Origin of the sequence: Steroidobacter gossypii (genome assembly GCF_016801985.1) — a bacterium.
Taxonomy (GTDB): Bacteria; Pseudomonadota; Gammaproteobacteria; order Steroidobacterales; family Steroidobacteraceae; genus Steroidobacter; species Steroidobacter gossypii.
Genome location: NZ_JAEVLS010000009.1, coordinates 179,615 through 197,005, shown reverse-complemented (window position 1 = coordinate 197,005; position 17,391 = coordinate 179,615). Strand labels below are relative to the sequence as shown.

Genomic DNA, 17,391 nt, shown 5'->3' with positions numbered 1-17,391 from the left:
ATGTGCTCGCCGCATTGCTGTCATTCACCGCTGTGCTCCGAAGGTTCACATGTCGCTGTCACCGCATCCTGAACTGCTAGGTGCAGTTTTTCTGGACGGCGTTGCGCGCTTTCGCGTGTGGGCGCCGGAGGCCAACCATGTCGAAGTGGCGTTCGAAGACGGCGATGGCAAGCCGCTGTCGCTGACTCGAGATTCGAGTGGTTATTTTTCCGGTAGCTCGGCCACCGCTGCCCGGCTGTACAAATATCGGGTCGATGACACCGGGCCGTGGCCCGATCCGTGTTCTCGGTTTCAGCCGCAAGGCGTGCATGGCCCGTCCATGCTGGTCGATCCGAGCGCATTTGGCTGGACCGATGCGAACTGGCGCGGCGTGGAGATCGAGCGGCAAGTCATTTATGAATTGCACATCGGCACGTTCACGCCCGAAGGCACATTCGATGCGGCCGCGAGCAAGCTCGAGCACCTGCGCGAGCTGGGCGTCACCGTGCTGGAGATCATGCCGGTGGCCGAATGCCCCGGACGCTGGAACTGGGGCTATGACGGCGTGCAGTTCTACGCGCCGTATCATATGTATGGCGATCATGAAGCGCTGAAGCGATTCGTCGATCGCGCGCACGCGCTGGGCCTCGCCGTCATTCTGGATGTGGTCTACAACCACGTCGGCCCGGACGGAAACTATCTGCACTGCTTCAGCCCGCATTATTTCAGCAAGCGCTATCGCACCGACTGGGGCGAGCCGTTCAACTTCGACGGCGAGCACAACGCCGGGGTGCGGGACTTCATCATCGGCAATGCTTGTTACTGGGTGCGAGAGTTTCATCTCGACGGCTTTCGCATCGACGCCACGCAATCCATCTTCGACGCCAGCAAGACTCACGTTCTAGCGGAACTCACGCAGCGCGCGCGGGCGGCCGCGCAGCCCCGCCGAATCATCATCGTCGCCGAGAACGAGCCCCAATGCGGCGAGCAACTGCTGCCCGTCGCCGCGGGCGGCTTCGGCTTCGATGCGATGTGGAACGACGACTTCCATCACAGCGCCCGCGTGGCGCTGACCGGCGTTCGCGATGGTTACTTTCACGATTACACCGGGCGCGCGCAGGAATTCATATCGTGCGTTCGCCGCGGTTTCTTGTATCAGGGGCAATGGTACGAGTGGCAGAAAAAAGCGCGCGGCTCGCCACTGCGCGATCGTGGCGCATGCGCGTGTATCGTGTTTCTGCAGAATCACGATCAGGTCGGCAACACTGCAACGGGCGTGCGCATCCATGCCAGTTGCGCCCCGCCGAAGTATCGCGCGATGGCGGCGCTGACATTGCTCGCGCCACAGACGCCGATGCTGTTCATGGGACAGGAGTTCGGCGCTTCGACTGGATTTACGTTCTTCGCCGACCACACCGAAAAACTTGCGCAACAGGTGCATAGCGGCCGACGCGAGTTCGTCGGTCAGTTTCAGAGCTACGCGGATGCGCGATTGCAGGCGTTGATTCCGGATCCCAGCGCGCAGCGCACTTTCCTAGACTCCAAGCTCGACTGGTCGGAGCGCGAGCGCAATCGCGCCATGCTGGAACTGCATCGTGACCTCCTGCGTTTGCGCGCCCACGATCCGGTCATCTCGCGACAGGACGCAAGCGCCATCGACGGCGCGACGTTGAGCGAACACAGCTTCGCGCTGCGCTGGTTCGATGCGAATCACGGCGATCGACTGCTGATCGTCAATCTGGAGGCGGAGACACCGTCCGCCTCGATCGCCGAGCCGCTGCTCGCTCCGCCGCCCGGCAATGGCTGGCAGGTCCTGTGGCATAGCGAAGCGCCCGAGTATGGAGGATTGGGATCGTTCGACCCGGTGGCCGATCACGGACGCGGCGCCTGGCGCATTCAAGCGCAATGCGCGGTGTTGTTGGCAGCGACGCCACGGATTGTCACTCCCGAGGTACCTGCATGATTCACGATCGACAGATCGTTCTGAGCTGGGATCGCAGCAGCGATCCCACCTTCCTGCGCAGCCGCGAATGGCTGCTCACCAACGGACTGGGCGGCTACTCCTCCGGCACGCTGGCCGGCATTCCGGCACGCAAGTATCACGGCCTGTTCGTTCCCAATCTGGCCTCCCCCAAAGGCCGGCACATTCTGATCTCCCGGTGCGACGAGTGCGTCACGATCAACGGGCGCGAGATGCATCTGGGCGGCGCCGAGTACGAGGCCGAGCACTTCGTCGGCGAGTCGCATTTGTTTCTTCGCGAGTTCCGTCTGGATCATCGCATCGCCGTGTGGACCTTCGAGCACGAGGGCGTGGTGTTCGAAAAGTCGATCGCCATGGTTCACAACCAGAACACCGTGTGCGTGCAATACCGGCTCCTGAAAGGCGAGGCGCTCGACCTGCAGGTGCGGCCCTATGTTTCTTTTCGGCGGCACGATGAGTCGCCGCTCGGCGAGCCGGGGATGTTCATCCTGGAGGTGCGGCGTGGGCGACACGAGGTCTGCCACAGCGATTCCGATATCGTGCTGCGATTTCTATTGCGCCCGGGGCCGACCGCGTTCGTCACCGAGGAGCTCGAAGAGAGCAATTTCATGTATCGCATCGAGCGCGATCGCGGCGATCCGGAATTCGAAAGCGCCTTCAGCCCCGGTTACCTGCTGGCCCGTCTGCGGCCCGATCAGCCGGCTGTGTTCGTCGCCTCGACCCATGCCTGGGAGCATCTGGAGTTCGATGCGACCGCGGTATTCGACGCCGAGCGTCAGCGCCTGAAACATCTGCTGAGCCTGGCCCCGGCCGTGCAGGACGATCCGGTGGCCGCGCAACTGGCGATGGCCGCCGATCAGTTCATCGTGCTGCCGGGCAGTCGGCTGGATGAAAGCGTGCTGGCCCAGGCAAGCGGCAGCGAGTTGCGCAGCGTGTACGCCGGTTATCACTGGTTCGGTGACTGGGGTCGCGACACCATGATCAGCCTCGAAGGCTTGACGCTCGCCACCGGGCGCTATCGCGAGGCGGGCGCGATTCTGACCACCTTCTCGCATTACGTGAAGGACGGACTGCTGCCCAATCTGTTCCCGGAGGGCGAGCGCCAGGCGCTATATCACACGGTGGACGCCACGCTCTGGTATTTCCATGCGATCTCACGCTACGTGGAAAAAACCGCCGACCGTGCGCTGGTCAGAAATCTGTTTCCAGTGCTTCAGTCCATCATCCAGCAACATCTGAAGGGCACGCATTTCAATATTCGCGTCGATCCGACAGACGGCTTGATCTCCGCAGCCGCGGAGGGTTACCAGTTGACCTGGATGGACGCCAAGGTCGACGGTTGGGTCGTCACGCCCCGGCGCGGCAAGCCGGTCGAGATCCAGGCGCTATGGCACAACGCGTTACAGTTGATGGCGCACTGGGCGAGCGAGCTGCGCCAGCCGCACGAGCAATATCAAACGCTGGCCGCCCAAGTGCGCGATTCGTTCAATCAGCGCTATTGGAACGAGCAGCGCGGCTGTCTCTATGACGTGATCGACGGCCCGGACGGCGATGACGACGCGATCCGCCCCAATCAGATCTTCACCCTCTCGCTGCAGCATCCGGTGCTCTACCAGCGACATTGGAAACAAGTGGTGGACGTGGTCAGAGACAAGCTGCTGACCGCCTATGGGCTGCGCACGTTGAGCGCCGATCATCCCGATTACAAATCGCATTATCGGGGCAACTTGCGAGCGCGCGATGCGGCTTATCACCAGGGCACGGTGTGGCCATGGCTGATCGGTCATTACGTCGACGCCTACCTGCGCGTGTATCCGGATCCCGCCGGCGCTCGGGGGCTGCTGGAAGCCTTTCCAGATCATCTGCACGACGCGGGGGTGGGCAGCATCAGCGAGATCTTCGATGCCGAAGAACCGTTCGCACCGGGCGGCTGCGTCGCCCAGGCGTGGAGCGTCGCCGAAGTGCTGCGGGCCTGGTTAAAGACCAGGCCCGCCGCTTCAAGCAGCCGCTGAAGCCTGGGCCGCCGGCGCGCCTTCGATCCGGCTCTGCTGACTGCGATCGTCCTGACGATACATCGCGAGCAGCTGACGGAAGTCTGGCGAGGTCGCCGCCAGCAACGGCGCCGGGCCTTGCGCCACCACGCGGCCCTCGTGCATCACGATGACTTCATCGAAGCGCTCCAACAGATGCAGCCGATGAATGGACGAGACAATGCAGGAGTTCGGCAAGGCCGCGAACAGATTGTCATAGACGCGCGCCTCGGTGCGCGAATCCAGGCTCGCGGTCGGCTCATCGAACAACACCAGGTTGCTGTCGGCCGCCGCCAGCACGCCTCTGGCGAGCGCGATGCGAGCGCGTTGACCGCCGGACCAATTCGCGCCGCGTTCGACGACCGCCGTGTTCAGGCCGCTGGCATCGGCCGGCACGAAGTCGCTGACACAGGCAATGTTCATCGCCTCGGAATATCGTTGCTCGGTCGGCGCGCCCGCATGAGTCGCACACAGCGCGAGGTTCTCCGCCAGCGTTCCCTCCAGCACCTCAGCGTCTTGCGGAACGAGCGTCGCGTTGGCGCGTAACATCTGAGCCACCGCGGAAGGCGTCACGAGCGCAGGTCCGTTGCGTCGATCGACGGCGATCCGATCCGCTTCATACAGGCCGGACAGCACGCGTAGCAATGTGCTCTTGCCCGAGCCGCTGCCGCCGATCAGCGCGTAACGACGCCCCTGCTGCAGCGAGAGCGACACACCGTTCAGAGTCGGTCGCTCGCTGCGTGCGCCCGGGTGACTGAACACCAGATCGCGCACCATGTAGTACTCCGAATCCGCAGAGCTCGGCTGCAACAGCTCGGGGCTCATCGGCTCCGGCGCCTTCAGCTCGGCGTCGCGAATCGTGTCGGCACTCGCAAAGTCCGCGTGCTGCCGTGCGAATGTTTGGAAATGCGAGGCGAACGCAGAGATCACGCCGCCCGCCTGCGACGCATATTCCCAAACCATGTACAGGCTGCCGAGCATGATGGTGGTCTGGCCAATGCCGGTGCTCGTGTGGCGAACCGCAAGCCAGGCGAACAGCGCGACGAGACTGCAGCTGAGCGCCTTGCTGCAAACGTCGACGGTGCACCACTTCGCTTCGTTCAGCACGATAGAACGACGCAGCGGCGCGAACACGGCCTCCAGTCGTCGCTGCAGCAACTCGGTGATGGCGCGCGTTTGTCGGAGCGCGAACACGCTCGTGATGTTACCGAGCGCATCGAGCAGCGCCGCGTTGTAACGACGCTCGGCGTCGTTCTCACGATGAGCAAGACGAATCATCGCTCGATCGAAGGTGACTACCGAAACACAGATGATCACGAAGCCGACGATGGCGCTCATGCCGACGATCGGCTGCAGCAACCACAGCGCCACGATGGGCCCCACCAGACGCACCGCGCTGCTCAAGTAGATGAACTGGCTCTGGGTGAAAGCGGAGAGCGCCGAACTGCTCTGCTGCAAGCGATGCGTCGTCACGCCGGAATGATTCGCCTCGTGCCATGACAAGGGCAGCGACAGCAGCCGATCGAACAGGCCGCCGGAGATGCGTCGCCGGATCTCCAGTGCGACATTACGTTCGAGCAATCGACCGGGACCATGAAACAGCCAGCTGATCGCCGTCGCCACCACGACCAGCGACAGCCACAGGCCAGCGGAGCCGAGCCCTGCGGCGCCGTCCGCTTGCAGAGTGTTGATGGCGCGCCCCGCGAAATACGGCACGATCAACAACACGCATTGAGCTGTCAGCAGCAGCACGACGGCGCCGAGCAACTGCCGGCGGCGGCCCTGCGATTGCGCCCAAAGATGCTGGTAGAGGTAAAAAACGCCGCCGCGAATTTTGGATGCGGCCGGTCCGCCCGACGGGGACGAATCGCTCATGCTGGTGACATAACCCTGAATGCCTGAGCGGCACTTTAGGGTGCGCAGCGAGCGCAATACGTGAACCGGTCGACGCTTCGCTGCTAAGACTTTTGCTGAGTTTCGAGGCAGATGTGAGCGAAGTCTGCCGAAGCGCCGCAGCGCTTCGACAGACTGTTCCTCGAGGTGAGACGGCGTCTGCGATCAGCGTCAATGCTGAACGTTGGACTCCTTGCCTTTGTCGCCTTTGTCTCCTCGACCGGTGGTCGTTCCCGACTGCGAGCTCGACGTGCCCGCCTGAGCCCCGCTCTGGCTTCCACTCTGAGACCCGGCCTGAGCGCCGCCCTGACCACCACTCTGAGCGCCCGTCTGCATGCGCTGCTGATCCTGCACGCGAATGCTGTTCTGAACCTCCTTCACTCCGGACAGGCGTTCGGCGAGCATTTCGGCGCGACGCTTGTCTTCGCGCGAAGTGACAAAGCCACTCAATGTGACTTCCCCGTCCTTCACACTCACATCGATGTTGCTCGCGTCGAGCTCATCGTCATCGGTGAGGCAATCGCACACCTCTTCGCGAATGCGATCGTCGGAACGTTTGTAGCCTTTCGGACCGCGGCCACGGAACAGGCCGGATTGCTGCTCTTGTCCTTGCGAACCCCATTCGCTGCGGCCCTGGCCGCCGCGACGCTGATCTTCGCCGAAGTAGCCGCTCGGTGTGCCGCTGTACTCGCCGTACGCGCGGCCGCCGCTGGGTCGACCGGCGCTGCTCTGGCTATGACCACCCTGGCTGTAGCCGCGCTGGCCGAATCCGCCTTGACCATAGCCGCCTTGTCCTGGCCGGTAGTCGCTCGGATTACGACCCTGGCCGAAGCCCTGCCCCTGACGCGAACGCTCGGAGCCGCCATACCCGTAGTCGCCGCGCTGTCCGTAGCGCCCCTGCTCATGTCCGCCGTATTCGCTGGCGCTGTACTGCGTGCCTGCCTCGCCCCAGCGACCCTGTCCACCTTGATAGCTGCCGCCCTGGTCTTCACCGAATTGAGAGCCGCCGCCGGTGTAACCCTGGCTGCCCTGGTAGCCCCAGCTGCGACCGCCCTGGGAACGACCTCGACCGCCTTGATAGCTGCCGCCGCTGCCGCCGTAACCCTGATAGTTACCCGTGCCGCTGCTGCTGAAGCCGCCGTAGTTGGCGTCGCGATCGTATTGACCGTGCACATCGCGATTGCGCCATTGCTCGTTCTCGCGACCTTCCCAGCCGCCTTCTTCATTGCCCCAGTGGCGCCCTGCTTCGCCGCCTAGATGTTCGCGGCCGCGACCGTAAGCGCTCTGGCTGGAGCGCCCGCCCATGCTGCCACCCTGGCCATAGTCGCCGTAATACTGATCGTAGTCGCCCTGACCATAGCCGCGGTTGAATTCACGACCGTAGCGCGGACCCAGATCTTCCTGATCGCGGCCACCGTAACCGCCACGACCGCGACCACCCAATTCGTTGCCGTAGTAATCACGCCGCATCGATTCACGAGAGCGGCGCAACTCTTCCTCGTCATGATCGCGATGTGAGAACTGCCGCTGCTCGCGCTCATCGCGAGGGCCGGAGCGTCCGCGCTCCTGGCTGTCGCGATTCCAGTCACTTCGGTAATTGCTGTAAGCCATTTCTTCATCTCCTAAGCATCGGAAACCGGTACGCGTCAGCACGCGCGCTGCTTAAGAGGGCGATGGCAATCGAGGGGAATGCAGCGAATTGCGCGCTGGCGTGCGAAATCAATTCCTCATGGCATCCGGAGTTCCGCGCGCAGGAGAGTCGTCACGGGCATTTCACGAGCGCACGCGCTGCGCTGCTGCGGGGCGTGCAAGGCATGCCGGCAACGTGGCCTGCATGCGTTTGTTTCTTACAAGGGATGAGCGCCGACTGACGGTCGGCGCCCGGTGCGCTGGTTAGTCGAAGGGATGCTTCATCACGATGGTCTCGAGCCGATCCGGGCCGGTCGAAATGATCGCGATGGGCGCGCCCGCCAGCACTTCGAGGCGGCGCAGGTAGGACTGTGCATTCTTGGGCAGCTCATCGAAGCTCTTCACGCCGGCGGTGCTTTCTTTCCAACCGGGATGCTCTTCGTAGATCGGCGCGCAGATCGACAATGCTTCGGCGCCGACGGGCAGCAGATCGCGGCGCTCGCCACGAACTTTGTAACCGACCGCAACGCGCACCGTGTCCAGACCGTCGAGCACGTCCAGCTTGGTGATGCACAGGCCCGAGATGCCATTGATCTCGACAGCGCGCCGCAGGCTCGCAGCGTCGAACCAGCCGCAGCGTCGCGGGCGCCCGGTGACAGAGCCGTATTCGTTGCCCTTCACGCGCAGGTGTTCGCCGACTTCATCGTCGAGCTCGGTGGGGAACGGACCGCTGCCAACGCGCGTCGCATAGGCTTTCGCCACGCCGAGCACGTAGTGCAATTGTTGCGGGCCGACGCCTACACCGGCGCTGGCCTGGCCGGCGATGCAGTTGCTGGAAGTCACGAATGGATACGTGCCGTGATCGATGTCGAGCAACGCTGCCTGCGCGCCTTCGAACAGCAGCGACTTGCCAGCGCGAATCAGCGCGTTCACTTCACCGGAAACGTCGGCGACCATGGGCTGCAAGCGCTCGGCCAACGCCAGTGCTTCGTCCAAGGTCTGTTGGAAATCGATGACCGGCGCCTTGAAGTAATTGCGCAGCACGAAGTTGTGATAATCGAGCACTTCACCGAGCTTGGCGGCGAAGCGCTCACGGGCGAACAAGTCCTGCACGCGGATGGCGCGACGAGCCACCTTGTCCTCGTACGCCGGACCGATGCCGCGCCCGGTGGTACCGATCTTCGCAGCGCCGGCCGCTTCCTCGCGCGCCTTATCGAGCGCGATGTGATACGGCAGGATCAGTGGACACGCCTCGGAGATGCGCAAACGTTTTGGCACATCGATGCCGGCCTGTTGCAGCTCCGCCATTTCATCGAACAGCGCCTTGGGCGAGAGCACTACGCCGTTGCCGATGAAGCAAGTGACCGAGTCGTGCAGGATGCCCGAGGGGATCAGGCGCAGGATGGTCTTGCGGCCGTTGATCACCAGCGTGTGGCCGGCGTTGTGACCGCCCTGGAACCTCACCACCCCGGCGACCCGGTTGGTCAGCAAATCGACGATCTTGCCCTTGCCCTCATCGCCCCACTGGGCGCCGATGACGACAACATTGCGATGGCTACTCATTACGAACTCGGCTCGGAAAGAAAAATTGCTAGGCGCGCACGAAGTACAGCAATCCCACGCCGATGCTCATGCTGAGCAGACCCCACGCGCGCAAGTACCAGTCGGGGCTCGCGGCCAGCGCCGTCATCATGCGCTTGAGCCATTGCGGATTCAGAAATGGCATCACGCCTTCCAGCACGAAGTACAGCGCCACCGCCGCGAGCAGATCCGACCAGTCCACGGCGGCGTCAGCGCCGGTTTGCGCGATTCAGGTACTTGAAGAACTCGCTGTCCGGGGAGATCACCAGCACGTCGTTGTCGGTGCCGATGGCTTCCCGATAGGCCTGCAGACTGCGATGGAACGAGTAGAACTCGGCATTGCGACTGTAGGCGCGCGCATAGATATCGGCCGATTTCGCGTCGCCTTCACCGCGGATGATTTCCGACTCGCGATAGGCCTCGGCCAGGATTTCGGTGCGCTGACGATCGGCTTCCGAACGCAGCTTCTCCGCGTTCTCCTCGCCCTCGGCGCGCAGCCGCTTGGCCTGGCGATCGAAGTCCTGGCGCATGCGGCTGAACACCGATTCGCTCACTTCCTCGGGCAGATCGATCTTTTTCACGCGCACGTCCACCAGCTGCAGACCGAGTCCCTTGGTGCTGTCTTCGGCCAGCTTCAGGATCTCGCCGGTGAACTCGGCGCGCTCGGCCGCCACCACCTGTTGAATGGTGCGACGGGCGATCGTGCCCTTGATGCCGTCCTTCACGATGCTGCCCAGACGACCCGCTGCCACTTCGATGTCACCGCCGGTCGCCTGGTAATAGGTGCCGACATCGGAGATGCGCCACTTGATGTAGAAGTCGATGCGCAGGATCTTGCCTTCGCTGGTCAGGAACTGCTCGGACGGATAGTTCTTGGTGACGATGCGACGCTCGAACTTACGGATGTTGTTGACCATCGGGACCATGAAATGCAGGCCCGGGGCGTAATCGGCGCGCACGATTTCGCCGAACCGGAACTTGATCGCAAGCTCGGTCTCGCGCACGGTGAAGGTCGACATGGCGAGCGTGAAGGCCACGACCGCCGCCAGGATGAGAACTAGAAATCCGCGGCTGGCCATTAGCGGGTTCCTCGCGTGCGGCGATCGCCGGTGACGGTCGTCGAATCAGGGTGGTCGGCGCTTTCCACAGTCATGCTCGGCTCGCTGGTCGCGACGCGCGGCACACGCCGGCTCTGTTCGAGCAGCTTGTCGATGGGCAGATAGATCAGATTGCCGCTGCCGTTCTGGGTATCGAGCACGACCTTTTTGCTGGAGGCCAGCACGCGCTCGATCGTTTCGAGATACAAACGTTCGCGCGTGACGCCCGGCGCCTGCTCGTATTCATCGAGCAGCGCGAGGAAGCGATTCGCTTCACCCTCGGCGTTGGCGATCTTGCGAGCGCGATAAGCCTGCGCCTCCTGCACTTGACGAACTGCGGCGCCTCGAGCGCGCGGAATCAGGTCGTTCGAATACGCCTGCGCGGCGAGCGACAGACGATCACGGTCTTCGCGAGCCTTGATCGCATCCTGCTGGGCCGGCGCCACTTCGTTCGGCACCTTCACGTCCTGCAGGTTGACGGCGGTGACTTCCAGGCCGACCTTGTAGGCCTCCAGCGTGCGCTGGATCAGATCCTTGGTCCGGGCCACGATTTCCTGACGACCCGACTCGAGCACCGAGTCCAGCTTGCTGCGGCCGATGATCTCGCGGATGGCGCTTTCGCTGACTTCTTTCAGCGTGTCCTCGGGACGAGTCACATTGAAGGCGTAGTCCAGCGGATTGGCGCGGCGGAACTGCACTTCCAGGTTGATATCGACCATGTTCTCGTCGGCCGTGAGCATGCGCGTCTGTTCGCTGAAGCTCTCGATGCTCTGGATGTTGACGATCTGCTTGGTCTCGATCGGCCAGGGCAGATGCCAGCGCAGGCCCGGCTCGGTGGTGGCGACGTGTTTGCCGAAGCGCAGGATGATGCCGCGCTCGGCGGCGTCCACCGTGTACAGGCCGCTGAACAACCAGATCGCCGCCAGCACCAGCGCAATGGTGCCGATGCCGAAACCACGGCCCGGGCCGCCGGCGCCGACGGTGCGATTGCCGCCGCCGCCCCCGCCGAACAGACCGGCCAGACGACGCTGCAGATTGCGCAGGACTTCGTCGAGATCGGGCGGTCCCTGCTCGGGCTTGTTGCCGCTTCCCCAGGGGTTGTTGCGTTTGCCGCCGGAATTACCGCCGGGTTCGTTCCACGCCATGTTGGATGACTTTATGTGTCTTGAGGCCAAGAAAATGGGAATACCAGCGCTCGTCGCGCCCGTGGGACCGGCAAGGCTCGCCGAACTCCAAACGGCCGATTTTAGGAACCGCTCCCCACCGGCACAAGCTTTACCGTCCCTTTAGCTGTCTGCGAGCGCTTCGGCCAGCCCTTCGGACCGGCACAGATGCTCGAACGCCCGACGCGGCATGGACACTTCGAGGTCCACCGCGCCACTGGGCAATGCTTGCTCGGCCAGCACCGCGCCGGCCGCAAAGAACCGGGCCCGGGCCCGACCCGCTTCCGGCTTGAGCACGATGTGCCGGTGAACCAGCTCGGGCCCGAGGAATTCCCCGATGGCCGCGATCAACAGGTCCGTGCCCTCGCCCGTCTGGGCGGACAGCCACACTCGTCGTACCGAGCCATCCTCGGCGCGTTCCACTTGCGCCGGCTCACCCACCAGGTCCGCTTTGTTGAAGATCTCGATCTGCGGCAGATCGCCCGCGCCGACCTCGCTCAACACCTGGTTGACCTGGGCGATGCGCTCGCTGCGATTCGGATCGGCCGCGTCGATGACATGCAGCAACAGCGTGGACTCCCGCGCTTCCTGCAGCGTGGAGCGAAACGCCGCCACCAGTTCATGCGGCAGATCGCGGACGAAACCGACTGTATCGGCGAGCAAGGCATAGCGCGCATCCGGCAATTCCAGGCGGCGCACGGTGGGATCGAGCGTTGCGAACAACTGATCGGCAGCATAAGCGCCCGCGCCGGTCAGCCTATTAAATAGAGTGGACTTGCCCGCATTGGTGTAACCCACCAAGGCGACCGTCGGGATTTCAGCCCGCTTGCGCTCGCGCCGGGTGGTCGCGCGCTGCGTGAGCACCTTATCGAGCCGCGAATTCAAAGTACGAATGCGCGCGGCAAGCAGTCGGCGGTCGGTTTCCAGCTGGGTTTCGCCAGGACCGCGCAGGCCGATACCGCCCTTCTGACGCTCAAGGTGGGTCCAGCCTCGCACCAATCGCGTGGCGATGTGTTTGAGCTGCGCCAGCTCGACCTGCAGTTGGCCTTCGAAGCTGCGCGCCCGTTGCGCGAAAATGTCCAGGATCAACCCAGTCCGGTCCAGGACGCGACACTCGAACAGTCTTTCGAGATTGCGCTCCTGGCTGGGCGACAAGGCGTGGTCGAAAACCACCAGGTCCGCCCCCAGCTGCTTGACGCTGGTGCGGATCTCGTCGGCTTTGCCGCTGCCGATGTACAGGCGTGGATCCGGCACCTTGCGGGTGCCGGTGATCAGCGCAAGGACTTCGGCGCCGGCGGAACGCGCCAGCGCCTCGAACTCGCTCAGTTCATCGTTACCGGGAGGACCTCCCAGTCCGATCCGGACCAGGAGCGCACGTTCGCCGCTGCGGGGTCTTTCAAACAACAACGAACTCCCACGCAGACATGGTCATCACTCGGTTGTGACAGCCGACTCCGCGCCTTCTTCTTCGCTCGTCGGCAAACGGATGGCCCGCGCCGGAACGACTGTGGAAATCGCGTGTTTGTAGACCATCTGGCTGACGCTGTTCTTCAGCAAGACGACGAACTGATCGAACGAGTCGATCTGACCTTGCAGTTTGATGCCGTTCACCAGGTAAATGGAGACCGGGACGCGCTCCTTGCGCAATGTGTTCAGGAACGGATCCTGTAATGATTGCCCTCTGGCCATCATTTATCTCCTTGTTATGCCTTCGAATTCTTTGGTTGAGCTTTGCCGACGAATGCCGCTTCCCTGCAGCTGCACGACAGCCGACGGGCACCATCCGGTAACCGCTGCGATGCCGCAGTTTAGCACAGCGATGTTCCCGTCGAACTTGCCTTTGATTCAATACGCAGCTGCACCAGTGTCATGAGTGACCCACTGTGCCCGCCCACAGCGAATCGCTCAGCACACTGTCTGCCTCGAACAAAATGTTGTCTAGCACTGCGCAATGGCTTGCTCAATTTGGTCGGCCGCGGCGGAATCAAGGGCGTTGTACCACCGGATGTCATTCTCCGCGCGTAACCAGATTAATTGTCGTCGCGCCAGCTGTCGGGTAGCGAAAATCGCTCGCTGCACCGAAGTAGCTAAAGACTCTTTGCCGCACAAATGTTCCCATAGTTGCCGATAGCCGACAGATCGGATCGCCGGCAGATCGGCATGCAGATCGCCGCGCTGCTGCAACCTGCGTACTTCATCCAGCAGGCCCGCCTGCATCATCTGTTCGAAACGCCGTTCGATCGCCGCATACAGGCGGTCGCGATCGCTCGGCGCCCAGGCGAACGCCACGAAGTTCAACGAGGGATCTGCCGGTCGGGTCTGCGCGTGCAGCTCGCTTAGCGTTTTACCGGTGAGCCGATGCACTTCGAGCGCCCGCTGTATTCGTTGTCCGTCGTTCGGTTGGATTCGCTGTGCAGTGACAGGATCCAGCAAGGTCAACTGCGCATGCAATGCGGGCCAACCGACACGCGCCGCCTCCGCGTCAATTTCCTGTCGCACCTGTGGATCCGCCGACGGCATCTGCGCGATGCCACGCCGCAACGCACGGAAGTACAACATCGTGCCGCCGACCAACAGCGGCAAATGGCCACGAGCACGGATGGCGGCGATGGCCTGCAAGGCGTCGCGGACGAATTGTCCCGCCGAGTACGCTTGCGACGGATCGAGGATGTCCACCAGGTGATGGGGAAAGCGTTCGAGCTGTTCGCGCGTGGGCTTGCCGGTGCCGATGTCCATGCCTCGATATACCAGCGCCGAATCGACGCTGACGATCTCGATGGGATAGCGCGCGGCAAGGCGCAGCGCCAGATCGGTTTTGCCCGCACCGGTGGGACCCATGATCAATGGCACGGGCGCCGTCGCGAAGCGGTGGTCGGTGTCGCTCATCGGCCGCGAAGAAACATGCGATCCAGATCGCTCAAGCTCACATACGTCCAGGTGGGGCGACCGTGATTGCATTGATCGCTGCGCACGGTGCGCTCCATCTCACGCAGCAATGCATTCATTTCAGGCACGGCAAGATTGCGATGCGCTCGGACCGCGCCGTGACAGGCCATTGTGCCCAACACCTCGTTGAGCGCTTCTTCGATGCCGCGAGTGGCGCCGTCCGCCGACAGGTCGGCACTGATCCGGCGTAACAACTCGTCCAGATCTTTTTGCGCCAGGAACGCAGGCACCGCACGAATCTGCACGCTCGTCGGTCCCGAACGTGAGACATCGAGTCCGAGCCGGTGTAACGAGGGCGCATGCTCTTCGAGCACATCGGCCTCGGCGGCCGCGACTGAAACGGAGATCGGCACGAGCAAGGGTTGGCTCGCCACGCCGCCATTGGCGAGCGCCGCTTTCATTCGCTCGTATGTCGTACGCTCGTGCGCGGCATGCATGTCCACCAGGATCAGGCCATCGGGCGCCTGCGAAAGGATATAGATGCCGTGCAACTGCGCCAGCGCGAAGCCCAGCGGCGGCGTTTCGGGCTGCGATTCCGGCACGGCCGGCTGAAGTTCGCTGCCGGAGGATTGAACTTCATCGGCTGACCGGTATGGCAAGGGCGGCGTGTATGAGGACATCGGCTGGCGGAAGTAGGCCGGCGGTGGCGGCTCGGACAGGCGCAACCCGAGCGATGCCTGATTCGGACCGCGCATCGGCCACATCGATACCGGGTCGGTGGCAGGTATCAGTGAATTGGCGTCCGTCGGCGGAGCCGCGGCGCTCGCCGCACCCGCGAATGTTTCCTGCAGGACTCGCTCCACGGTCTTGAACAGGAAGTTGTGCACATGACGTCCATCGCGAAAGCGCACTTCCAGCTTCGCAGGATGCGCGTTCACATCGACCTGTCGAGGATCGATTTCCATGAACAGCACGAACGCCGGATGCCGGCCATGAAACATGACGTCGCGATAGCCGAGCCGGATGGCGCTGGTGATCAGACGGTCGCGCAGCATGCGGCCGTTCAAATAGAAATGTTGCAGATCGGGCTGAGCGCGCGCGTAGGTGGGCTGACACAACCAGCCGGTGAGACGACAGCCCGACGATTCGTGTACGACATACAGCGCATTCGCCATAAACTCATCGCCGACGATCCGAGCCACGCGGCGCTCGCGCTCGATCTGCGTTTTCGCCGCCGGGAAATCGCCCAGCGAACGACGCGCGGCGCTCAACGAGAACGCCGTTTCGAATTTGGAGAGCGCCAGGCGCTCGACCATGCGTGCGATGTGCTGTGTCTCGGTACGCTCGGCTTTGAGAAATTTGCGACGCGCCGGCACGTTGAAAAACAGATCGCGCACTTCCACCGTCGTGCCGATGGCATGCGGCGCCGGCTCGAGCTCGCTCAATATTCCGTTGTCGGAACTGATGCTGTACCCGACGGAGTGGTTGGCGCTGCGCGAGGTGATCTTGGTTCGCGAGACCGAGGCGATGCTCGGCAGCGCTTCGCCACGAAACCCCAGCGTGCCGACGCGCTCCAGGTCGTCGATGCTCGCGATCTTGCTCGTCGCGTGCCGCGACAGCGCGAGCGCGAGCTCTTCGCGCTCGATGCCGCAACCGTCATCGCGAACACGGCACAGCTTCGCGCCGCCCTCTTCGATCTCGATATCGACGCGGTCGGCGCCCGCATCCAGGCTGTTCTCGATCAGCTCCTTGAGCACCGAGGCCGGCCGTTCGATCACCTCGCCCGCGGCGATCTGGTGGATGAGTTGCTCGGGAAGTACGCGAATCGGCATCAGGAGGTCAGTGGCTAGGGATCAGTGAAGGAAGCACCATGGTCGCGCGAGATTATCGCGTGAACGCTCGTTCTTCACTAACTGCTAACTACTGATAACCAACCACTGGCTTAGTGCGCTGTGCCAGCAGCCTTTTCGGTGTCCGCGCTGCTGGCCACCACCGTCGGGCTCGACTGCTTGGCGCGCAACTCGGCGATGATCGTGCCCGGCGGCGGGTTTCTGTAGAAATACGCGCGCACGCCCTTGTGGATGGCCTCGGCCAGTTTCTGCTGGTGCTTGGCGTCCAGCAGGCGCGATTCCTCGGCCGGATTGGAGATGAACCCGGTCTCCACCAGCAGCGACGGAATGTCCGGAGACTTGAGCACGAGGAAGCCCGCGTGCTTGACGCCGCGATTGGTGATGTTGCCAATCGAATAAAGCTCCTGCATCACGAGCTCGGCGGCGTCGATGCTGGCGCTCATGCTGGCGCTTTGCGAAAGATCCAGCAGCACCGAGGCGAGCACACTGTCCTTATCGTCCAGCGTCACGCCACCAATGAGGTCGGCGGCGTTCTCGCGATCGGCCAGCCACCGGGCCGACTCATCGCTCGCGCCACGAGCCGACAGCACGTACACCGACGAGCCCGCGACCGAGCGATTGGTGTAGGAGTCGGCATGGATGGAAACAAACATGTCCGCCTGCTGACGACGCGCGCGGCGGATGCGATCGCGCAGCTCGACAAACGTGTCGTTGTCGCGCGTCAGCACGGCGCGCATGCCCGGCTCTTTATCGATGCGATCCTTCAAGCGGCGCGCGATCGCAAGCGTCAGATGCTTCTCATAAGTGCCGCGCTTGCCGATCGAACCCGGATCGACGCCGCCGTGACCTGCATCGATGGCGACCACGATATCTCGACCGTGCAGATCGGCGGCCGCCTTCACCACCGACAGCGGCGCCGGGGCCGCAGCGGCGGCGCCCTTCGAAGGCGTGAGATCCAACACCAGGCGATGACCATAAGACTCTTGTGGGCCGACCGCGAACGTCTTGGGTTCGGCGGGCGCGGTGAGATCGACGACCACGCGCAAATCGCCGTTGGCTTGAGCGCCGGCGCGCAGCTGCTTCACGAAGCCCTGGCCTTCGGGCAACACACGCTCGCTTTGCAGACTCGCGGCAGGAATATCCACCACGATGCGATCGGGATTGTCGAGGGTGAACAGCGAGTGCTCGACCGGCGCGCTCAGATCGAACACCAGTCGCGTGCCATCGGGACCAGCCCACAAACGCACATCCTTGATCGTGACCGGCTGAGCCGCGAATGCGCTCAACGCAGCCACGAGCAGG

General features: G+C 63.2%; 13 protein-coding genes. 2 read left to right on the top strand and 11 right to left on the bottom strand.

From position 1 onward, the window contains the following. Positions 1-49 precede the first annotated feature (49 nt). Both treZ and JM946_RS28920 read left to right on the top strand, forming a co-directional pair. Positions 50-1,942, top strand: coding sequence for a malto-oligosyltrehalose trehalohydrolase (treZ, locus tag JM946_RS28925; protein ID WP_203170934.1), 1,893 nt, complete (start codon positions 50-52; stop codon positions 1,940-1,942). Then, positions 1,939-3,972, top strand: coding sequence for an amylo-alpha-1,6-glucosidase (locus JM946_RS28920; protein ID WP_203170933.1), 2,034 nt, complete (start codon positions 1,939-1,941; stop codon positions 3,970-3,972). The genes treZ and JM946_RS28920 overlap by 4 nt, the downstream gene beginning before the upstream one ends. On the opposite strand, the gene JM946_RS28915 is transcribed toward JM946_RS28920, so the two are convergent. The 11 genes from JM946_RS28915 to JM946_RS28865 form a co-directional block, all read right to left on the bottom strand. Then, complete coding sequence (locus JM946_RS28915) at positions 3,958-5,865, bottom strand: ABC transporter ATP-binding protein (RefSeq protein WP_203170932.1); 1,908 nt, start codon at positions 5,863-5,865, stop codon at positions 3,958-3,960. The two genes, JM946_RS28920 and JM946_RS28915, sit on opposite strands and share 15 nt — an antisense overlap. Positions 5,866-6,054: 189 nt before the next feature. Next, the gene (locus JM946_RS28910) at positions 6,055-7,494 is read right to left on the bottom strand and encodes a BON domain-containing protein (protein WP_203170931.1); all 1,440 of its coding nucleotides are present in this window, start codon (positions 7,492-7,494) and stop codon (positions 6,055-6,057) included. A 282-nt stretch (positions 7,495-7,776) separates the two neighbouring features. Beyond that, the gene (locus JM946_RS28905) at positions 7,777-9,075 is read right to left on the bottom strand and encodes an adenylosuccinate synthase (protein WP_203170930.1); all 1,299 of its coding nucleotides are present in this window, start codon (positions 9,073-9,075) and stop codon (positions 7,777-7,779) included. A 28-nt stretch (positions 9,076-9,103) separates the two neighbouring features. After that, the gene (locus tag JM946_RS28900; RefSeq protein WP_203170929.1) at positions 9,104-9,295 is read right to left on the bottom strand and encodes a DUF2065 domain-containing protein; all 192 of its coding nucleotides are present in this window, start codon (positions 9,293-9,295) and stop codon (positions 9,104-9,106) included. 7 nt (positions 9,296-9,302) lie between these two features. Then, positions 9,303-10,172, bottom strand: coding sequence for a protease modulator HflC (hflC, locus tag JM946_RS28895; protein ID WP_203170928.1), 870 nt, complete (start codon positions 10,170-10,172; stop codon positions 9,303-9,305). After that, positions 10,172-11,335 carry an FtsH protease activity modulator HflK gene (gene hflK / locus JM946_RS28890; RefSeq protein WP_203170927.1) on the bottom strand — a complete coding sequence of 388 codons (1,164 nt, stop codon included), beginning with the start codon at positions 11,333-11,335 and terminating at the stop codon, positions 10,172-10,174. The genes hflC and hflK overlap by 1 nt, the downstream gene beginning before the upstream one ends. A 141-nt stretch (positions 11,336-11,476) precedes the next feature. Continuing rightward, on the bottom strand, positions 11,477-12,757 hold the full coding sequence (gene hflX, locus JM946_RS28885; RefSeq protein ID WP_218043180.1) for a ribosome rescue GTPase HflX: 1,281 nt from the start codon (positions 12,755-12,757) through the stop codon (positions 11,477-11,479). A 27-nt stretch (positions 12,758-12,784) separates the two neighbouring features. Then, entirely contained in the window at positions 12,785-13,042 is a 258-nt protein-coding gene (gene hfq / locus JM946_RS28880) for an RNA chaperone Hfq (protein WP_203170925.1), read from the bottom strand. A 249-nt stretch (positions 13,043-13,291) separates the two neighbouring features. Continuing rightward, entirely contained in the window at positions 13,292-14,239 is a 948-nt protein-coding gene (gene miaA, locus JM946_RS28875; protein WP_230980060.1) for a tRNA (adenosine(37)-N6)-dimethylallyltransferase MiaA, read from the bottom strand. Further along, complete coding sequence (mutL, locus tag JM946_RS28870; RefSeq protein WP_203170924.1) at positions 14,236-16,071, bottom strand: DNA mismatch repair endonuclease MutL; 1,836 nt, start codon at positions 16,069-16,071, stop codon at positions 14,236-14,238. Before mutL ends, miaA begins: the two co-directional genes overlap by 4 nt. A 110-nt stretch (positions 16,072-16,181) precedes the next feature. Then, on the bottom strand, positions 16,182-17,384 hold the full coding sequence (locus JM946_RS28865) for an N-acetylmuramoyl-L-alanine amidase (RefSeq protein WP_203170923.1): 1,203 nt from the start codon (positions 17,382-17,384) through the stop codon (positions 16,182-16,184). Positions 17,385-17,391 lie beyond the last annotated feature (7 nt).